General features: G+C 35.3%; 13 protein-coding genes. 10 read left to right on the top strand and 3 right to left on the bottom strand.

From position 1 onward, the window contains the following. The first annotated feature begins 60 nt into the window (after nucleotides 1–60). The 6 genes from rpsA (at nucleotide 61) to GTR01_RS05170 (ending at nucleotide 10,460) form a co-directional block, all read left to right on the top strand. Nucleotides 61–1,851: a 30S ribosomal protein S1 gene (rpsA, locus tag GTR01_RS05145; protein ID WP_066691910.1), complete on the top strand. Its 1,791-nt coding sequence runs from the start codon at nucleotides 61–63 to the stop codon at nucleotides 1,849–1,851. A 366-nt stretch (nucleotides 1,852–2,217) separates the two neighbouring features. After that, nucleotides 2,218–4,818, top strand: a complete 2,601-nt coding sequence (locus GTR01_RS05150; protein ID WP_228452163.1) for a T9SS-dependent M36 family metallopeptidase — start codon at nucleotides 2,218–2,220, stop codon at nucleotides 4,816–4,818. A gap of 207 nt (nucleotides 4,819–5,025) precedes the next feature. Continuing rightward, on the top strand, nucleotides 5,026–7,668 hold the full coding sequence (locus tag GTR01_RS05155; protein ID WP_228452164.1) for a T9SS-dependent M36 family metallopeptidase: 2,643 nt from the start codon (nucleotides 5,026–5,028) through the stop codon (nucleotides 7,666–7,668). Nucleotides 7,669–7,796: 128 nt separating this feature from the next. Continuing rightward, nucleotides 7,797–8,783 carry an EamA family transporter gene (locus GTR01_RS05160; protein WP_160136797.1) on the top strand — a complete coding sequence of 329 codons (987 nt, stop codon included), beginning with the start codon at nucleotides 7,797–7,799 and terminating at the stop codon, nucleotides 8,781–8,783. Between the two features lie 87 nt (nucleotides 8,784–8,870). After that, nucleotides 8,871–9,866 (top strand): alpha/beta fold hydrolase, encoded by a 996-nt coding sequence (locus GTR01_RS05165; protein ID WP_160136798.1) that lies wholly within the window; start codon nucleotides 8,871–8,873, stop codon nucleotides 9,864–9,866. A gap of 81 nt (nucleotides 9,867–9,947) precedes the next feature. Continuing rightward, entirely contained in the window at nucleotides 9,948–10,460 is a 513-nt protein-coding gene (locus tag GTR01_RS05170; RefSeq protein ID WP_160136799.1) for a DUF3592 domain-containing protein, read from the top strand. On the opposite strand, the gene GTR01_RS05175 is transcribed toward GTR01_RS05170, so the two are convergent. Continuing rightward, on the bottom strand, nucleotides 10,450–11,604 hold the full coding sequence (locus GTR01_RS05175) for an MFS transporter (protein ID WP_160136800.1): 1,155 nt from the start codon (nucleotides 11,602–11,604) through the stop codon (nucleotides 10,450–10,452). The two genes, GTR01_RS05170 and GTR01_RS05175, sit on opposite strands and share 11 nt — an antisense overlap. Before the next feature lie 77 nt (nucleotides 11,605–11,681). Here GTR01_RS05175 and GTR01_RS05180 point away from each other — a divergent pair, with 77 nt between their 5' ends. Both GTR01_RS05180 and GTR01_RS05185 read left to right on the top strand, forming a co-directional pair. Continuing rightward, complete coding sequence (locus GTR01_RS05180; protein WP_160136801.1) at nucleotides 11,682–12,464, top strand: AraC family transcriptional regulator; 783 nt, start codon at nucleotides 11,682–11,684, stop codon at nucleotides 12,462–12,464. 179 nt (nucleotides 12,465–12,643) lie between these two features. Further along, nucleotides 12,644–13,090 (top strand): SRPBCC family protein, encoded by a 447-nt coding sequence (locus tag GTR01_RS05185; protein WP_160136802.1) that lies wholly within the window; start codon nucleotides 12,644–12,646, stop codon nucleotides 13,088–13,090. A gap of 129 nt (nucleotides 13,091–13,219) precedes the next feature. On the opposite strand, the gene rplS is transcribed toward GTR01_RS05185, so the two are convergent. After that, nucleotides 13,220–13,576, bottom strand: a complete 357-nt coding sequence (gene rplS, locus GTR01_RS05190; RefSeq protein WP_002980648.1) for a 50S ribosomal protein L19 — start codon at nucleotides 13,574–13,576, stop codon at nucleotides 13,220–13,222. Between the two features lie 294 nt (nucleotides 13,577–13,870). Here rplS and GTR01_RS05195 point away from each other — a divergent pair, with 294 nt between their 5' ends. Then, the gene (locus GTR01_RS05195) at nucleotides 13,871–16,618 is read left to right on the top strand and encodes a fibronectin type III domain-containing protein (protein ID WP_160136803.1); all 2,748 of its coding nucleotides are present in this window, start codon (nucleotides 13,871–13,873) and stop codon (nucleotides 16,616–16,618) included. A gap of 181 nt (nucleotides 16,619–16,799) precedes the next feature. Here the strand turns inward: GTR01_RS05195 and GTR01_RS05200 are convergent, their stop codons facing one another. Continuing rightward, nucleotides 16,800–18,338, bottom strand: a complete 1,539-nt coding sequence (locus GTR01_RS05200) for a membrane-binding protein (protein WP_160136804.1) — start codon at nucleotides 18,336–18,338, stop codon at nucleotides 16,800–16,802. A 386-nt stretch (nucleotides 18,339–18,724) separates the two neighbouring features. Between GTR01_RS05200 and GTR01_RS05205 the strand changes: the two genes are divergently transcribed. Then, entirely contained in the window at nucleotides 18,725–19,426 is a 702-nt protein-coding gene (locus GTR01_RS05205; RefSeq protein ID WP_068942396.1) for a CoA transferase subunit A, read from the top strand. Nucleotides 19,427–19,455: the final 29 nt, after the last annotated feature.

Below are 19,455 nucleotides of genomic sequence, written 5' to 3' on the forward strand. Positions count from 1 at the left end.
TTTTTCAGTCACATTGATTAAGACCGTTGAAAGAGAAGGAATACAAATTTATTTAGAATTATGTCAAAAGAGACAAATTCAGCAGAATTATTATTAAACCAAAACGTAGCACCTGAACAATTTGACTGGGATTCTTTCGAATCTGGTCTTGATGCTGATGCTAGAAAAGAGAAAAGCGATTTAGAAGAGATCTACAACGGATCATTAAACAACTTAGACGATAACGACGTTCTAATTGGTAAAGTTGTAAGATTAACTGATAAAGAAGCTATCGTAGACATCAACTTCAAATCTGAAGGTGTTATTTCTCTTAACGAATTCCGTTACAACCAAGGCCTAAAAGTAGGTGATGAGGTAGAAGTAATGGTTGACAAGAGAGAAGACAAAACTGGTCAATTACAATTATCTCACAGAAAAGCTAGAACGCTTAAAGCTTGGGATAAAGTAAACGAACTTCACGAAACTGGAGAAATCGTTAACGGTTTTGTTAAGTCTAGAACTAAAGGTGGTATGATCGTTGACGTTCACGGAATCGAAGCATTCTTACCTGGTTCTCAAATTGACGTTAAGCCAATTAAAGATTACGATCAGTTCGTAGGAAAAACTATGGAGTTCAAAGTTGTGAAAATCAACCCTGAGTTCAAAAACGTAGTAGTATCTCACAAAGCATTGATCGAAGCAGATATCGAAGGTCAGAAAAAAGAAATCATCGCTCAACTTGAAAAAGGTCAAGTTCTTGAAGGAACTGTTAAGAACATCACTTCTTACGGTGTATTCATTGACTTAGGTGGTGTAGATGGATTAATTCACATTACAGACCTTTCTTGGTCTAGAGTGAACCACCCATCTGAAATCCTTGAGGACGGACAAACTGTGAAAGTGGTTATCCTTGATTTCGATGATGAGAAAACAAGAATCCAATTAGGTATGAAGCAATTAGAAGCTCATCCTTGGGATGCTCTTTCTGCTGACTTAAAAGTTGGTGACAAAGTAAAAGGAAAAGTAGTAGTTCTTGCTGACTATGGTGCATTCGTAGAAATCGCTCCAGGTGTTGAAGGATTAATCCACGTTTCTGAAATGTCTTGGTCTACTCACTTAAGATCTGCTGGAGATTTCGTAAAAGTAGGTGATGAAGTTGAAGCTGAAGTATTAACTTTAGACAGAGAAGAAAGAAAAATTTCTCTTGGTATCAAGCAATTATCTAAAGATCCATGGGAAAACATCGAAGCTAAGTATCCAGTAGGATCTCAGCATGTAGGAACTGTAAGAAACTTCACTAACTTTGGTGTATTCGTAGAGTTAGAAGAAGGTATCGACGGTCTAATCTACATCTCTGATCTTTCTTGGACTAAGAAAATCAAGCACCCATCTGAGTTCTGTGCAGTAGGTGATAAATTAGATGTTGTAGTTCTTGAGCTAGATATCCAAGCTAGAAGATTATCTCTAGGTCACAAACAATTGACTGAAAACCCATGGGATAAATTCGAAACTAAATATGCTGAAGGAACTATCCACGCTGGTAAAGCGGTAGAAGTTCATGATAAAGGAGCTTCTGTACAATTCGAAGATGCTGAGGTTGAAGCTTTCTGCCCTTCAAGATTATTAGAGAAAGAAGATGGATCTAAAATCAAGAAAGGTGAAGATGCTCAATTCAAAGTAATTGAATTCAACAAAGAATTCAAGAGAGTTGTAGTTTCTCACACAGGTATCTTCAGAGACGAAGAGAAGAAAAACGTAAAAGAAGCTTCTTCTAGAAACGTATCTTCTTCTTCTAACAACGAAGAAAGATCTACTCTTGGAGACATCGATGCATTAGCAGAGTTGAAAAGAAAAATGGAAGAAGGTAAATAATCCTTAAACCATTTATAAATATTGAGCCGCTCATTTGAGCGGCTTTTTTTATGAATTATTTTAAAATTGACGTGTTGAATGAATGAAAAATATTAAAAAAAAATTAAAATATATAAGATGAATTAATACGATTTTTAGTCTTTTGATATTTTTTTTCTCTCTATTAGGGGATGATAATGGTATGTAAAGCATTATGGTTGCGGTATTCTGAGTGAATAATAATAAAATGAATTCTCTTTGTTGAGAAGTATTTTGTTTGTTTAAAATTTTTATTCTTTATTGTTTTGTATTTATATATGTTTACTATTCAATATATATCTTTTTATATTGTTAAATATATGTATATTGCCTGCTTTAATAATGGATATGAAAAATAAAACTCTACCTATTTTATTTGCTGTATTTTCTGTTTTTCCAGCAATTGTTTTTGGACAAGATAATGAAAGGCTTATTAAAGATTATATTTCTCAAAATAAAATTAAAGAATATAAGAAATCTGATCTTAATAATATTATCATTGATAATGTAGATCCGTCAAAATCCTTAAACGGAAATGTTGTGAAGTTTCTGCAAACATATAATGGTCTTCCTGTATATAGCTCAGTAGGAACTGTACTTATTCAAAATAATAAGATTGTTTATTATACAGATAATTTTGTAAAAGATTATAAAGAGTCTACTGGAGGAAATGCTACCATTGCAGCAAAAGATGCTTTGCAGAAGATTGCAGATCACTTAGGAAGGGATGAGGTTAAATCTTATCATATTCTTGGATATGCGGAGGAAGATGCTGAAAATGGGCGTGCTGCAAAACAGAGATTAGTATACGCTGAAGATAAAGGAAGTTTGAAGTTGGCTTATCAATTCACATTTCAAGATCCAAAATCTCCGAGTTATTGGGACATTCTTATCAATGCAAAAACAGGAGAAATTATCAGTGAATCGGATCTTAACCTTTCCTGTAACTTCCATGATGATGCTTTTTCACACGGTGAATCAATGCTTGCTCAAAGTGATTTTATAGGGCCGGTAAAAATGAATGCTCAGCCTGCTTTATTATCTCCGGATAATGCTACTTACAATGTATTTCCATTACCTATAGAATCTGCAACATTTGGGTCAAGATCAATCGTAACGAATCCTTGGTTGCTTACTTCATCGCCTGAAGGATGGCATTCTGATGGAACAAATCATTATACAAATACCCGAGGAAATAACGTATTTGCTTACGATGATAAAGCTAATACTAATGTACCAGGCGTTTTTGCTGACGGTGGAGCCAATAGAAGCTTTGATTTTCCATTCAGTATTAATGGAACTCCGGATAGTAACTTAAATGCGGCCATTACCAATTTATTTTACATTAATAATAAGGTGCACGATATCTTTTATAAATTTGGATTTACAGAGACGGCACGAAACTTCCAACAAAATAATTTTGGACTAGGAGGAGTAGGAAATGACTATGTGAATGCAGAAGCACAAGACGGCGGAGGTACAAATAATGCAAACTTTTCAAGCCCGGCAGATGGTAGTAAGCCAAGAATGCAAATGTATTTATGGAGTACTGTCAATCGAAAATTCTATTATAATGCACCAGTTACTGCTATTTCAAGAAAACCTCTTGTCGGAACAGCCGACTTTGGTAGTCCATTGAATGCGGTGGGGCTTACAGGTGATGTAAAATTGTCTCCGGTTCCTGATGGATGTACAGCTTTACCAGCAGGATCTCTTTTAGAAAAGATCGGATTGGTTGAGAGGGGGACATGCTCATTTGTTGTTAAAACTAAAAATCTTCAGGATGCTGGTGCAGTGGCAACGATCATTTATAATAATGATGCCAATGGAGATTCATTAAGTAATATGACAGGAGTTGATCCAACAGTTACTATTCCTACCGTATTGATTACAAAATCTGAAGGTAATTATATTAAAGGGCTATTGAATGCCAATACAACCGTAAATGTTACCTTGAAAAATGATCCTGCTACCAGCATGACTCCGGATGGAAGTTTTGATAATGGTATTATTACTCATGAGTATGGACATGGTATTTCTAACAGGTTAACAGGAGCAGGTTCAAACTGTTTAAATGCAAGCGTTAGTATGGAGCAAATGGGAGAAGGTTGGTCAGATTTCTTTGCGCTTATGCTAACCAATAGACCTGGAGATAATGCTTCGATTCCTAGAGGTATAGGAACATATGTGATGGGGCAAACTCCGGCTGAGTTAGGAATCAGACCTGCTCAATATTCCCCTGATTTTGGAATCAATAATTATACTTATGGAAAGACAAACGGAATGGTATATACCAACGCGAATGGTGGTTTGTCTCTTGATGTTCACTCTATAGGATTTGTATGGGCAACAATGTTATGGGATCTTCACTGGAAATATGTTGAAAAATATGGATATTCTTCTGATGTTTTATCGAGCACTCCAAATGGAAGCACTAAAGTATTGCAGTTGGTGACTGATGCTTTGAAACTTCAGGCTTGTAACCCTAGCTTTATTGATGGAAGAAATGCAATTTTAAGTGCAGATTTAGCCACCACAAATGGAGAAGATAAATGTATGATTTGGAAGGTTTTTGCAAAAAGAGGATTAGGTGTAAATGCATCGGCAGGTGTTAAAAATAATATTTATGATCAGGTCGAAAGTTTTGATTTGCCTGAAGAATGTCGTTCATTAGCTACAGATGAAGTAAAATCTGTGCAGGAAAATAAAATTTCTATTTATCCAAACCCGGCTAGGGATGAATTCTTTATCACTTTCCCAAGCAAAACACTTGGAAAGGTAAGTGTAGAACTGTATGATATGTCTGGTAAGATGGTTTCTTCTGAAGATAAAATTTCACCGGATGCTAAGAAATCAATTTCTACAAGCCGTTTATTGGATGGTACTTATATTGTGAAAGTAAAAGGACTTGGTTTTGAAGCAAGCTCAAAAGTGATGGTAAGAAAATAACTTTTAACAGAATATTTAATAATAGAAAACTGCTCTTATGAGCAGTTTTTTTCTTTTTAGGAAATATCTTGTTGAGCCTGGAAAACTGAAATGAATTCTTCATATTGAGAGGTTTGAAATATAATTTAAATTTAATTTTATGTTTTGTGTATTTATTTTATGATTTTTATATAAAATATTTGTAAATTGGCCGCTTTGATAATGAATATGAAAAACAAAACTCTACCTCTTTTATTTGCAGTTTTTTCTGTGTTTCCGACTATTGTTTTCGGACAAGATAATGAAAAGCTTATTAAGGATTATATTTCTCAAAATAAAATAAGAGAATATAAGAAGTCTGACCTCAATAATTTTATTGTTGATAATGTAGATCCTTCAAAATCATTGAATGGTGATGTTGTGAAACTGATACAAACTTATAATGGCTTGCCAATATATAGTTCAGTAGGAACAGCGCTTATTAAAGATAGTAAGGTGACTTACTATACAGATAATTTTATAAAGGATTATGTGAGCGCACCGGCGAAAAACGCTTCAATAAGTGAGAAAATAGCACTTAAAAATATTGCAATCGATCTTGAAAATGATAAGATTTCAAGCCTTCCGATTATTGGTTTTTTTGAAAAAGGAACAGATAAACTGACTTCGGCAAAGCAAAGACTTGTTTATATCAGTGATCAAAATAAAGAGTTGCGTTTAGCGTATGAATTTTTATTTAAAGAACCAGGTAAAGCAGATTCTTGGAATGTTCTGATTGATGCTAATAACGGAAAAGTTCTTAGTAAAATTAACCTGAACCTTTCATGTAATTTCCACGATGATGCTTATGGGCATGACCACAGCGAAAGCCATGTAAATATGATGCCGCAATTAAAGGATTTTTATATCCATGATAATATCCAAAAGAAGAATATGATGTTTCTTGCTCCGGATAATGCTTCATATAACGTTTTTGCTTTACCCCTTGAGGCTCCTACTTTTGGGCAGCGTTCTATAGTGAATAATCCTTGGATACTAGCTTCTTCACCTGAAGGATGGCATTCTAACGTAACTAATCATTATACGATTACAAGAGGAAATAATGTATATGCTTATGATGATAAAGATAATGATGAAACTACTTTTGGAGCTTCACCTGATGGAGGAGCAACAAGAAATTTTAATTTCGCTTATGATGCGAATGCCTTAACATTCAATAATTTATCTGCAGCAACTACCAATTTGTTCTATATCAGCAATATGGTACATGATATATTCTATAAATTCGGGTTTACGGAGTCTGCAAGAAATTTCCAAAGTAATAATTTTGGAAACGGAGGATTAGATGATGATGAGGTTTTTGCCCAATCTCAAGATGGAGGAGGGTTTAATAACGCCAACTTTGCTACGTATCCGGATAACTATAATCCAATAATGCAAATGTATCTTTGGTTAGGATCTAATAGAAAACTTTGGTATAATGCCCCTACAGATGCTGCTTCCAGAGTTGTAAATGCCGGAATAGCTCAGTTTGGCCGTCAGCTTAATGATATAGGAATTACCGGAGATGTTAAGATACCTACTGTTTTAGAAGCTTGTACAAGTATTCCGGCGGGTGAATTAACGGGTAAGATCGCTTTAATTCAAAGAGGAACCTGTGGTTTTGCTATTAAAGTTAAAAATGCAGAATCAGCAGGAGCTATAGGAGCTATTATTTATAACAATGCGGCAAACGGATCTACACTGGGTAATATGGCAGGAGATGGAATTGTTTCTCCAACAGTTACAATACCTTCTATATTAGTGACTGAAGCGGAAGGATTGTTTATGAAAGGTAAGCTTGACGCGAATACAACAGTAAATACAACATTAAGAGCGGATACAAAATACGATGGAAGCTTTGATAATGGTATCGTTACCCATGAATATGGTCATGGAATTTCCAATAGATTAACAGGAGATGGGTATAGCTGTTTAAATTCAAGACCTTATAACGGCAATGAAACTTATTCTAAAGAACAAATGGGTGAAGGATGGTCTGACATCTTTGCATTACTGCTGACTAACAAGCCAGGCGATAACGCTACTGTTGCAAGAGGAATAGGGACTTATCCAGCGGGACAGCCAATAACAGGCGGTGGAATCAGACCTAAACAATATTCTCCGAATTTCGCTGTAAACGGTTATACGTATGGTAATACAAACGGAATGGAGTATTCTGACAACGGAACAATGGTTGCTGATGCCCACTCTATAGGATTTGTATGGGCAACAATGTTGTGGGATCTTCACTGGAAATATGTTGAAAAATATGGATACTCATCTGATGTAACTGCTAATGCAACAAATGGAAGTTCAAGAGTATTACAATTAATTGTTAATGGACTTAAACTACAAGCATGCGACCCTTCTTTTATTGAAGGAAGAAACGCAATATTAGCTGCGGAATTGGCAGCAACAGAAGGTCAGGATAAATGTATGATCTGGAAGGTTTTTGCAAAAAGAGGATTAGGAGTAAATGCATCAGCTGGAGATAAAACGAATATTAACGATCAGGTAGAAAATTTTGATGTACCAGCAGAATGTGCTACGTTAGCTACAGATGAGCTTACTTCCATTAAAGATAGCAAGGTTTCTGTTTATCCAAACCCTGCGAAAGATGAGTTTTATATCGATTTCCCAAGCAAAACTCTTGGAAAAGTAAGTGTAGAACTTTATGATATGTCTGGTAAATTGGTTTCTTCAGAAGATAAGATCTCTCCGGAAAATAAAAAAGCGATTTCAACAAGCCGTTTAGTAAATGGTACTTATATCGTGAAAGTGAAAGGACTTGGTTTTGAAGCTAATTCTAAAGTGATTGTGAAAAAATAATTAACTTATATAATCAATCGAAAAGATCGCCACAAGCAAAGCTTGTGGCGATTTTATTTATCTATTGTAGCAACACTTCTAAGTACTTTAATTTATATGTTGTACCTTTGCAGGCTGTTAAAAAAATTATGAAGAAGAAAAATATACTAAAAGGTGTTTTATTTGTAGGGATTGGGGCTAGTATATACGGAATGTTAGCCACTTTTGTGAAAATGGCTTATCATGATGGTTTTACAACGTCTGAAGTAACCACATCCCAATTTGTATTAGGTCTGACAGGACTTTTGATCCTGAATCTTATTCAAACCCTAACGTCAAAAAAGAAGCTTTCAATGCCAAGTTCGAAAGAGGTCAAAATGCTGATACTTGCCGGAACATCATTGGGAGGAACAAGTTTGTTTTATTATATAGCGGTGCAGTATATCAATGTTTCCATTGCTATTGTATTGCTGATGCAATCGGTGTGGTTCAGTGTAGTAGTAGAAAGTATTCTGACTAAGAAGCTGCCTAATGCAAGAAAAATTGTTGCCGTAATTATTGTATTGCTGGGAACTGTTCTTGCTACCAACCTGATCAATATGGAAATTGAACTGGACTGGCATGGAGTCTTTTGGGGGCTACTGGCTGCAGGTTCTTATACACTAACGATGTTTACTTCTAATACATTAGCTACTCATCTTCCGGTTTTCAGAAAAAGTATTATTATGCTGACCGGTGGTTCTATCGTGGTTTTTGCATTTTTATTCTTCGCACAGATTGGGCCAATGTATTTTGACGGATTAAAGACTTTCTATCTCAACTTTACAGAAAATACGGAGCATATCCATCCTTTTAATTATTCAATATTCTGGACATATGGAGCTGTTTTGGCTTTGTTTGGAACAATTATACCTCCAATTCTATTCAATATTGGTTTCCCTAATGCAGGATTAGGATTGGGAAGTATCGTTTCTTCATTAGAACTTCCGGTTTCTGTGACAATGGCCTTTGTTCTATTAGGAGAAGAAGTATTTCTTATACAATGGGTAGGGATAGCATTAATTCTTTTCGCTATTGTTCTCATGAATCTTCCTTCTAAAAAAGAGAAAGAGATTTCAATGGCAGAAATATCTTAAAAAATAATATTTAAATAAAAATAGCAGTTGAAAACCGTTCTTTTTGGAGCGGTTTTTTTAATTTTAGGAACTTTAAAGTAAAGAAATATGAGATATTTCAGAAATGTAATGACTGTAATAGCATTAGTAGTTGTATCAGGAGAATTATTTTCACAAATAAGACCACTGGATGCCATGTTGTCTGATTACAAATACCCTTACGAAGTTCGTTTTATAGATTTGAAATCCCAGCAGAATACCCTGAAAATGGCTTACATGGATGTGAAACCAAAAAGAGCCAACGGAAAAACAATCATGTTGCTGCATGGGAAAAACTTTAATGGAGCTTATTGGGAAAGAACAGCTAAAGATTTGTCAGAAAAAGGGTTCAGAGTGATTATTCCGGATCAGATTGGCTTTGGAAAATCATCAAAACCTCATAGTTATCAGTTTTCATTCTCACAATTAGCAGAAAATACTAAGGCTGTTTTAGATGAATTAGGAATTGATAAAACAATCGTTCTAGGACACTCAATGGGAGGGATGGTCGCTACAAGATTTACTTTACTGTATCCTGAGAAAGTTCAAAAGCTGATCCTGGAAAATCCTATTGGGCTTGAGGATTATAAAACATTTGCTGCCTATCAGAATATAGACCAGGCTTACCAATCTGAACTTAAAAATACTGCTGAAACCTATAAAAATTATCAGCTGAAATTCTATTATGACAATCAATGGAAAGAAGAATATCAGCCATGGCTTGATCTTGTTGCCGGATGGACACTTCATAAGGATTATCCACAGGTAGCATGGGATGCGGCCCTCACTTCCGATATGATCTACAATCAGCCTGTTTGCTATGAATTTAAAAACATAAAAACACCTACTTTACTGATTATTGGAACCAGAGACAGAACCGCCATAGGAAAAGACAGGGCTCCGAAGGAACTTCAGCCTAAAATGGGCCAGTATCAGGAGCTGGGGAAGAAAACCCAGCGTGAAATTGAAGGCTCAAAGCTTGTGGAACTTGAAAATGTGGGACATCTGCCTCATATAGAAGTCTATTCTAAATTTTTTGATACCTTATATAATTTTATAAAATAAGTGAACAGATCTGACAATTTCAGAATGAAAATTGCTTCTGTATTTACGAAAATGTTGGTTTTTACATTGAAAGAAAATTGAATGAAAAGTAGTTTAAAAGCCCCCGAAAAACAGACAAAAAATAATCGTTTCTTGGTGGTTTCTTTATCCATTATATTTACCCTTTCATTTCTGGCAATGGGGATTGGAGGAGTCTATTATAGTTGTAGTAAAATTTACAGGCATATTGATTTAGTATCTCATGGAGTCAAAACGGAAGCGAGGATTACAGGGTATAAAGAAAGCTGGTCAAAGGATAGTGACCAGGATATATATACCAGAATATATTCTCCGATAATCACTTATTATGATTCTTCCAATCATTCGTATATCCTTCATGCTGATTATGGTAGTAGCAGCAAAGAATGGTCTAATGATGTAACCGTGTATTTTGATAAAAAAGATCCTTCCAACGCCATTCATAGTGGATTTTGGCATCTTTGGTTTTTACCATTTGTATTCCTGTGCCTTTATATGACCCCATTATTAATTGGATTGTTTGTTATAATATATTACATTCAAACATTAAAAAATAAAAAGCCGTTTATAACTTAAACGGTTTTTCTTTTGATTTGAATATCAGTAAAGTAATTACTCCAATCCCTGAAAAAATAAGGCATGAAATTCCCAGATTTTGAATAAATCCTATGCTTATCAATCCACCTCCTATCAGTATATAATAGATAAGCCCAAGCAGAGCTCCTGCGCTTCCGGTTTCATTTTTATAATTGATCAGGGCAGTACTCAGAATATTTGGAATAGCAATACTGAAGGCCATTACAATAAAGAAGTACGGAATCAGGAAATAAATACTATGATCAGCCAAGAGCCACACAAAAGCGGAAGCTGTGAATGATCCTATTACACTTGATGTTACTAAAATCTTAGGAGTCCTATTTTTAAGAAGTAAAAATCTGTTAAGCTTAGCTCCCGCAAATGTTCCTGCTGCTAATACAATGCTGCTGTATCCAAAAATATATGATGAATATTGCTGTTCTTTAAAGATAAAAGGAGCTAATGAATAATATGAAAATAACAACACATTAAAACTCATAATCAATAAACAACATTTGATGATTTCCTGGTCTTTGAGCATTCGTTTTAACAAACTGAACAGAATTTGAAAACTGATCTTTTTTCCGGAATGATAGGTTTCAGAAACATTTCTTCTGGAAAGAATGTAAAATACAATGGCCACCAGACATAAAGTGATAAAAACTCCCTGATGACCCATTGAAGAAGCGAGAACTGAACCTGTGGTCATTCCGATTACCGGACTGATGGATAGGCCAATTCCAATCCATGAAAATACTTTGCTGATATGGTCTTTGTCATAAGTATCTCGCAAGATGGTCTGAGTAACGATGGATCCAACTGCAATTCCAAAAGCGGAAGTAATTCTGGCAGCCAGTAAAAGGGTAAAAGTGGGCGCAAAAATAGCAGCTAAAGTTCCAGCTCCATAAGTGAGTAGCCCATACTCCAATGATTTTTTTCTTCCGATTCTATCACATTGTACACCCCAAAATGCTACTCCAAGAGCAAAGGCAATAAAATAAAGGCTTATCGTTAAAGTAGTAGATTCTTCATTTACTTCAAATTTTTCCTGTACCATTGGCAAAACCGGGCTGTAGATGGTTTCCACAAACTGAGGAAGCATGACAAGCAGTGTGAGTAACCAAAGAGGATTTGTCTTTTTCATTTTTTTTTCTGCAAAGTTTTGAAAAATTCAGTGTATATTTATAATGATATAAAAACAAAAAATATCAAAAATAGGACATGGCTGTATTAAAGCAGAATGAAGAGTTTAACGCAGATGCTCTTAAAGGAAAAGTTATTGGTATTGCTTCGGATATGGTTATGCATGACTCAGGATTTCATGATCACAAGTTCAAGGCTCAATTGTTGTACGCACCTTCCGGCTGTATGACAGTAACCACTTCCAACAGGCAGTTTGTATTACCGCCATTCAGGATGCTGTGGATTCCTGCGAATGAAATTCATAGGGTTAATTTCCGGAATGTTGTAGCTTACAGATCTGTTTATTTCGACAGTGAATACGCTGAAAAGTATATGAGTTCAGGTCTCAAAGTATTGCATGTAAACTCTTTACTAAAAGAAATTATTGAAAGAATGTGTTTTTGGGAATGGGAGGCTTTGGATACTACTCAGAATAATATTTTAAATGTATTTTGGGATGAAATAAAGCAGGCTCCTGAAGAAAACCTGAATCTTAAAATGCCTAGTGATAGTCGCTTTAAAAGAGTGGTGGAAGAGTGGACAACACGAGTTTCTATGCCGCCAATGCTGAAAAATCTTGCAGAACAAACCGGGGCTGTTGAAAAAACAATTACCCGTATTTTTAGAAAAGAAACTGATCTTTCTTATCAGGAATGGAGGCAGCAATGGCGACTTCAGCGATCAATAGAGCTTCTGGTGGACGGAAATTCAATAGGGGAGGTATCTTATATGTTAGATTTCTCTTCAGACAGTGCTTTTATTGATTTTTTTAAAAAGCATACTGGTTCTACACCTCTACAATATCTCATAAATAACGGGTAAATCATAACATTCCAGTTGAAGACGTAATCGTTTTCCTCCTCTCTGGAGGGGTGATAAAAATCCAAAGAATTTTTAACGGGGTGGTCAATGCATTGTTCACCAATTTATTTCTTGTCCTATGTAAAGTCCATTGGCAATTAATTTTCATAAAATTGTATAACCAAACTAAAATAAATACCATGGATAATTATACCAATACAATAGAAGTAAAAACTACTGCAGACAAATCTTATGCTGCTTTAGCACATCAGGTTCCGCTTTGGTGGACGGAGATGTTTGAAGGTTCTTCTACGCAAACAGGAGATCTCTTCACCATAAGATTTGGAAATACTATTTACAAAACAATGCGGGTGAAAGAATCTATACCAATTTCAAAGATGGTATGGGATGTAGAAGACTCGCGGATTGAACTTCCGGAATTAAAGAACCAGACAGAATGGATAGGAACTACGATTGTTTGGGAAATAGAACAGAAAGAAGAAATCGCACGGATTAAAGTGACTCATATCGGTTTGAATCCTGATGTTGAATGTTATGACATCTGCTCTAATGGTTGGGTACAATTCCTGAGTAGTCTGAAACTTTTCCTGGAAACCGGAAAAGGAGCTCCATACAAAGAAAAATAGCATACTTTGAATTCAGAGGGATATATGTATCCGTAAATAGTATTGCTTATTACTCATATAGGATTGCCTCATAAAAAAAGAAGCTGTTTACGAGTAAACAGCTTCCTTTTGCATTTATTGTTGTCTGAATTATTTCTTCTTGTAAGCAGCGTCTTTAATTCTCGCTTTTTTACCTCTAAGATCTCTGAAGTAGTAGATTCTAGCTCTTCTAACTCTACCTCTTCTGTCAACCTCGATTTTTTGAAGTGCAGGCATGTTGATAGGGAATACTCTTTCTACACCTACATCACCAGACATTTTTCTGATTGTGAAAGTTTTTGTAGAACCAGTACCTCTTAATTGGATAACTGTCCCTTTGAAGAACTGAGTTCTAGTCTTTTGTCCTTCTTTAATTTCGTAATACACAGTAATTGTATCACCTGCTTTGAATTCAGGGAATTCTTTTTTCGCAATGTACTTGTCTTGTACGTACTTTAATAAATCCATTATTAATAAAATAAAATGTTAAAGCTAAGCAACTTACACGTTTATCGTCAGAGGTTGAATAACAGGTTGCAAATGTACAAAATAGTTTTTGAATAAACCAAATATTTAATGTACTAAAAACTATAATTTTTTCATTCCGGTTTTGCTAAAAAATTAACAGATTCGTTAAGATTCCATCAATCAGAGTTTACATGGGATATCTACTTTTGCCCGAAATAAAAATCAGAGTAATGATTTTTTAAATTATTGATTCACAAATTAAAAATCTATATGTCATTTTAAAATTCAACAATTATGAAACATTATTTCTTCTTTTTTTGTTTCGTGGCTCAAATGGCGTTCGGACAGGTTTTGTTCCCATATCTGCAAAACCCGACTCCGAATTCTATGATCGTCAATTGGAAGACTGCTTCTGATAATGAAACAACCGTGATTTATGGGGATTCCCCAACGAATCTGAATGTGACGGTAACCGGTACTACCAACATTTTTTCAGATACTGGATATAATAATAATTACTATTATCACACAGCGAAAATTGGCAATCTGCAGCCGAATACCAAGTATTATTATAAGATTAAAACCGGAGCTAATGAATCTGCGGTATACAACTTCAGAACGCTTCCTTTACCAGGGCAGCCGGTAACAGCTAATGGAAAGATTCGTTTCCTGATCATGGGGGACAACCAGATCAAAGCTGAGCCAAGGTATGACAGTCTTACCCTGAATGCTTATAAAAAGCTAAAAGAAAAATTTGGAGCCAATTCTGACCCTTCAGATAATATTGCTCTTACTTTTATGGTAGGTGATCAGGTGGATGTAGGAACATTGGATCATTATGAAAATGTTCACTTCAAAAAGAATATCAAATTATCACCTTATCTGCCAATCCAAACAACGGTAGGAAACCATGAAACCTATGGAACTTTGGGAATGAATTCTTACTATGCTCATTTCTATATTGATGAGATCAAATACAAAGGAATCACTTCCGGGAACGAAAATTACTATGCTCAGCAGGCAGGGAATGTATTGTTTATCAGTTTAAGTTCTGAACATACAGGAGCCGCTCAGCAAACATGGCTTCAGCAGATCCTAAACGAAGCTAATAACGATTCTACAGTGGATTGGATTATTTCATTAAGCCACAGACCCTATCAGGCAGAACAGTATGTGGGAGATATTTCTACATGGGTAAGAAATAATGCGGTTCCAATGTTGGTCACATCTGATAAATATCTAATGCATGTGGGAGCTCACCATCATTTGTACCACAGAGGACAGCTGAAAAATACTCCCAATTACCAGATTATTTCAGGAGGAACTGCCTGGGATCAGTATTGGGGAATGTCTAACGAGCAGGATTTTGATGATGTTCAGAAGACACTGACTGATTGGACGTATCAAATCGTGGAAGTAGATGTAGCCACCGGGAAGGTAGATGTAGAATGCTACTCAATCGGAGGAAAGTATACCAAGAAAAACAATGAACTGGTAGATTCATTCCACAGGTATAAGAACCAGCCTAAGCCGGCAAAACCTTCTGTTACCAATACATTCTCAGGTTCGGTTACATTGCCTCTAACATTGAATGGAAGTGCTTTCTCATCCTCTAACGGTGAACTTTTAAACACGACTCAGTTTCTGATCAGTAAAGCTGCAGACTTTTCTGTAATTGAAAAAGAATTCTACCGTGATTTTGAAAACTGGTTTGGAAAAGACGGGAATGGAAATCCGGATAAGGCTAAGAATTTAAATGAAGGAGTAGATATTACAAAAGTAACTTTAGCAGCGAATTCTATCCCGAACGGAATTTATTATGTGAAAACCCGTTACAGAGACAGAAACCTGGAGTGGAGTGAATGGAGTGATGTAAAACAGTTTGAAATTACCGGAAGTGTAGTTTCGAATCCTACATTTACTTTAGATAAAACGGAATACACCCAAAATGAGCCTATCGTTGCTACTTATACAGGAGGCCCTGGAAATCAGCAGGATTGGATAGGAATTTATAAAAAAGGACAGACTCCGGGTGGTTCTGCAACTTCACAAACTTATGTTTATACGAATGGACAAACAGCTGGAACAGCTACCTTCAATAATGGCTTGCCTAACAAAGGTCAATATTTTGCAGGATTTTTTGCCAACAACGGATATACGGATATTACAGCAAGAAAAAGTTTCTATGTAGGCCCGAAAGTACAATTACAGGCTACTGCAGATACTTATCCTGTAGGTGGAACAGTAACGATTAACTATACAAATGCTCCGACTCTTCAGAAAGACTGGATCGGAATTTATAAAATGGGTCAGACTCCGGGAACTACCACTTCAATAAAATGGAGCTATGTAACGACAGCGTCTGGAACTCTTAATTTTACAGGTCTACCAAAAGGATATTATTATGCGCAATACTTATTGGAAGATGGTTACAACGGAATCGGAGAAAAAGTATTCTTTAAAGTAGGAGATATTGTTACTGAATTATGGATCAATAAGCCTGTGTATTCATTAGGTGAAAATATCACCGCTTCATGGACGGATTCACCCGGAATTATTAAAGACTGGTTGGGAATCTACCCTCAAAATGTCCAGACACCGGATGACAATTTTGTTTCTTATACTTACTTCGATGGAGTAACACAAGGAAGCAAAACTGTTACAGGAAATGTAAACGGTGTCCCTACTACACCAGGTAATTATTATATGGTAATGTTTACCAACGATTCTTATACTGAAGTTTCAAACAGAGTACAATTCCAGGTAAGCTCAGGATCTTTAGGGGTAGACGAGGCTAAAAGTACAGAGAAAAATGTAATCTTATATCCAAACCCTACAAAACCGGGCGAACCAACATTCATTAAGAGTGATTATCCGATTGAGAAAATCGAATTGGTATCCGCAGCAGGAGAATTGTTATATGAATCAAAAAATATTCATAACCAACGTTTCTCTTTAGTGAATGAAAGCCTTCCGAAAGGAGTTTATTTTGTGAAAGTTCACGCAAGAAAGCTATTTACTTTAAAACTGATTATCCAGTAACAGAATAAAAATAACCATGAAATAAACAGGCTGTCAGAAATGACAGTCTGTTTGTATTTGAAACCCCTCAGCTAAACCCCAAGAATCACTGAATCATAAGCAAAATCATTATAATCAGTCAGTAGGCTCCCATAAAAAAAGCAGTTTCAAAATCTGAAACTGCTTTATATATCAAATGATCTTAATATGAATCAAAATTAGTGTTCAATTGATCTTCCTGAATGAGAATCTGGCTCTCGCTAGAGAAGCTATCATCGGCATCAGCCAATATTTTAGAGTCCTGAACAAGTTTACCTTCTGAATTATAAACTTTTAATAAGACCCATTTTCCATTACGTTCAAGTTCCTTTGCTCCATAATAGTCTTTTATTCTGATTTTTCCGCTTTGAAGAATTCCTCCTTTTACAGAAGATTTATTCGCTGGTTTACCTTTTACATATTGTACAATCTGAGCAGTAAAACTGTAATCGTATTCATCATCATTTAGAGGTTGGTTATAAGTGTACAAAATAGCACCTTTATTATCATATACCGTTGCATCGTAAGCGGTTTGCTTAGCATTTAATTTCTTCTCAAACTTCAGCTTATTCTCTTCCGTGTAGTTTCTTGTATTCATAAGAACACCATCCTTATACTGCATTTCGGTAAGTCCCTCGTAGGAAGCACCATTGTAAGGCATATCATCCTTATAAGTTAATGTAGATCTTAGTTTTCCATCAGGAGTATAATATTTAATCTCCTGAGTAGATCCGTCTTTTAGAATTTTTTCAGTAGTTAGTTTTCCATCCTCATTAAATTCTTTACTGAGAACCTGTAATCCCCCTTTATAAACATCTATAGTTGAGATGTGGCTGTAATCATAGGCGAACTGATAATCTTCACCATCCATAGGGTTGTAGGTGTCATTCTCTTTATCATATTGATAAGTAAGATCAGCTATTTTCTTCCCAGATTCATCGTAAGTAGTTTTAGAACCATCTTTTTTGCCTCTTTTCTGTTCCTGAAGAACTTTTCCGCTTTTAGTATAGATTACTCCTTCTTTGATGCTTCCGTCACTTTTATACTTTTCGATTTTAGAAACTCTCATAGGATTGTAATAATAATCTACTTGGGTACTTTCACTATTGGATTCAGAGCTGCCACTTCCAATATACTTACCTTTTTCACCATAGTATTTATTTTCGTAAGTGCCGTTTTTACCTATAATACTTTCGGTTCTGATTCCTTTGATATCCTCATCATAAATAATGGTTTGAGTAGGAGTAGAGTTCTCATATACAGTAAGGGTATTGTAATAAATTTCGTTTTCCGGATCTTTATAACTGAATGATTTTCCTGAAAAAGTACCATCAGCCTTATAAACAAGGTCTTCAATTAATTTCCCTTTAGCATCATAATTCTGAGAAGCTCCAACTTGTTTCCCTTTAGAATAGTTCACCATACTCATTACTTTTCCTTCAGGAGTATACCATGTCACTTTACCGTCAAAAACTTCATTGCTTGGAGTAGTATCAGAAGCAAGACCTTCCATTTGAAGCGTTCCGTTTTTATAAAAATCTTTAATTAAAGTAAGTTTACCTTTGGGAGACGTTTCACGGTAATACTCCATATTTTCTTGGGTCGTTTTTTCCCAATTTTCATCAAAATAAGTTTTTTCCTGTGCGTATACGTTGATGCTGAGTACTAATGCAAGTAACGCTGACGTGAATAGTTTTTTCATGTTTTATATTAAGTTCTGATTTTAAGCTTGTGATGATTTGCTTTTGGATTCCAATATGAAGGAAAGTAAGAGTAAAAGCATTGAAAAGACAGTTGATAAACTGCCAGAAATAATTTTTACATTAATATTGTGTTTAAATCAATTATATCCGAAGATTGAAAAAGATGTGGTTTTTTTGAATTTGAACGCCAAATATAACTCAATTTTACGAGATATATAGAAAAAATGAACCGATTTGTTCACTTTTAGCTGTAAAATTTTGATTGTGATATTTTTAATATGAAAAATAGGTATTCAGGATGGGATAGAGAAAAGGAACTTTTTCTGGCCGTCTCAGATACGATAAATTTTTATTAAATTTAGCCAACAGAAAAATCTAATATTTCATGATAGATAAAAGAGTAAAAAATGCAAAGGAAGCCATCGAAGGAATTAAAGATGGAATGACGCTGATGCTAGGCGGATTTGGACTTTGCGGAATTCCTGAAAATTCAATTAATGCTTTAGTGGAAAGTGATGTGAAAGATCTTACCTGCATTTCAAATAATGCCGGAGTAGATGACTTTGGATTGGGATTACTGCTTCATAAAAGACAAATCAAGAAAATGATCTCTTCTTATGTGGGAGAAAATGCTGAATTTGAAAGACAAATGCTTTCAGGAGAATTGGAAGTAGAGCTTACTCCACAAGGAACTTTAGCTGAAAAATGCAGAGCTGCTCAGGCTGGAATTCCTGCTTTTTATACTCCTGCAGGGTATGGAACTGAAGTGGCGGAAGGAAAAGAAGTAAAAGATTTCAAAGGAAAACCTCATATTTTAGAGCATGCTTTTGATGCAGATTTTTCTATTGTAAAAGCTTGGAAAGGAGATCATGCAGGAAACCTTATTTTTAAAGGATCAGCAAGAAACTTCAATCATCCGATGGCAGGAGCTGGAAAGATTACCATTGCTGAGGTAGAAGAGCTGGTAGAACCAGGAGAATTAGACCCTAATGAAATTCATATTCCGGGCATTATGATTCAAAGGATTTTCCAGGGAGAAAAATTTGAAAAAAGAATTGAACAAAGAACCGTTAGAACTAAAGAATAATTTCTGAAGAGATACGATTGACAATAAAA

The organism is Chryseobacterium sp. c4a (genome assembly GCF_009900745.1).
Classification (GTDB): domain Bacteria; phylum Bacteroidota; class Bacteroidia; order Flavobacteriales; family Weeksellaceae; genus Chryseobacterium.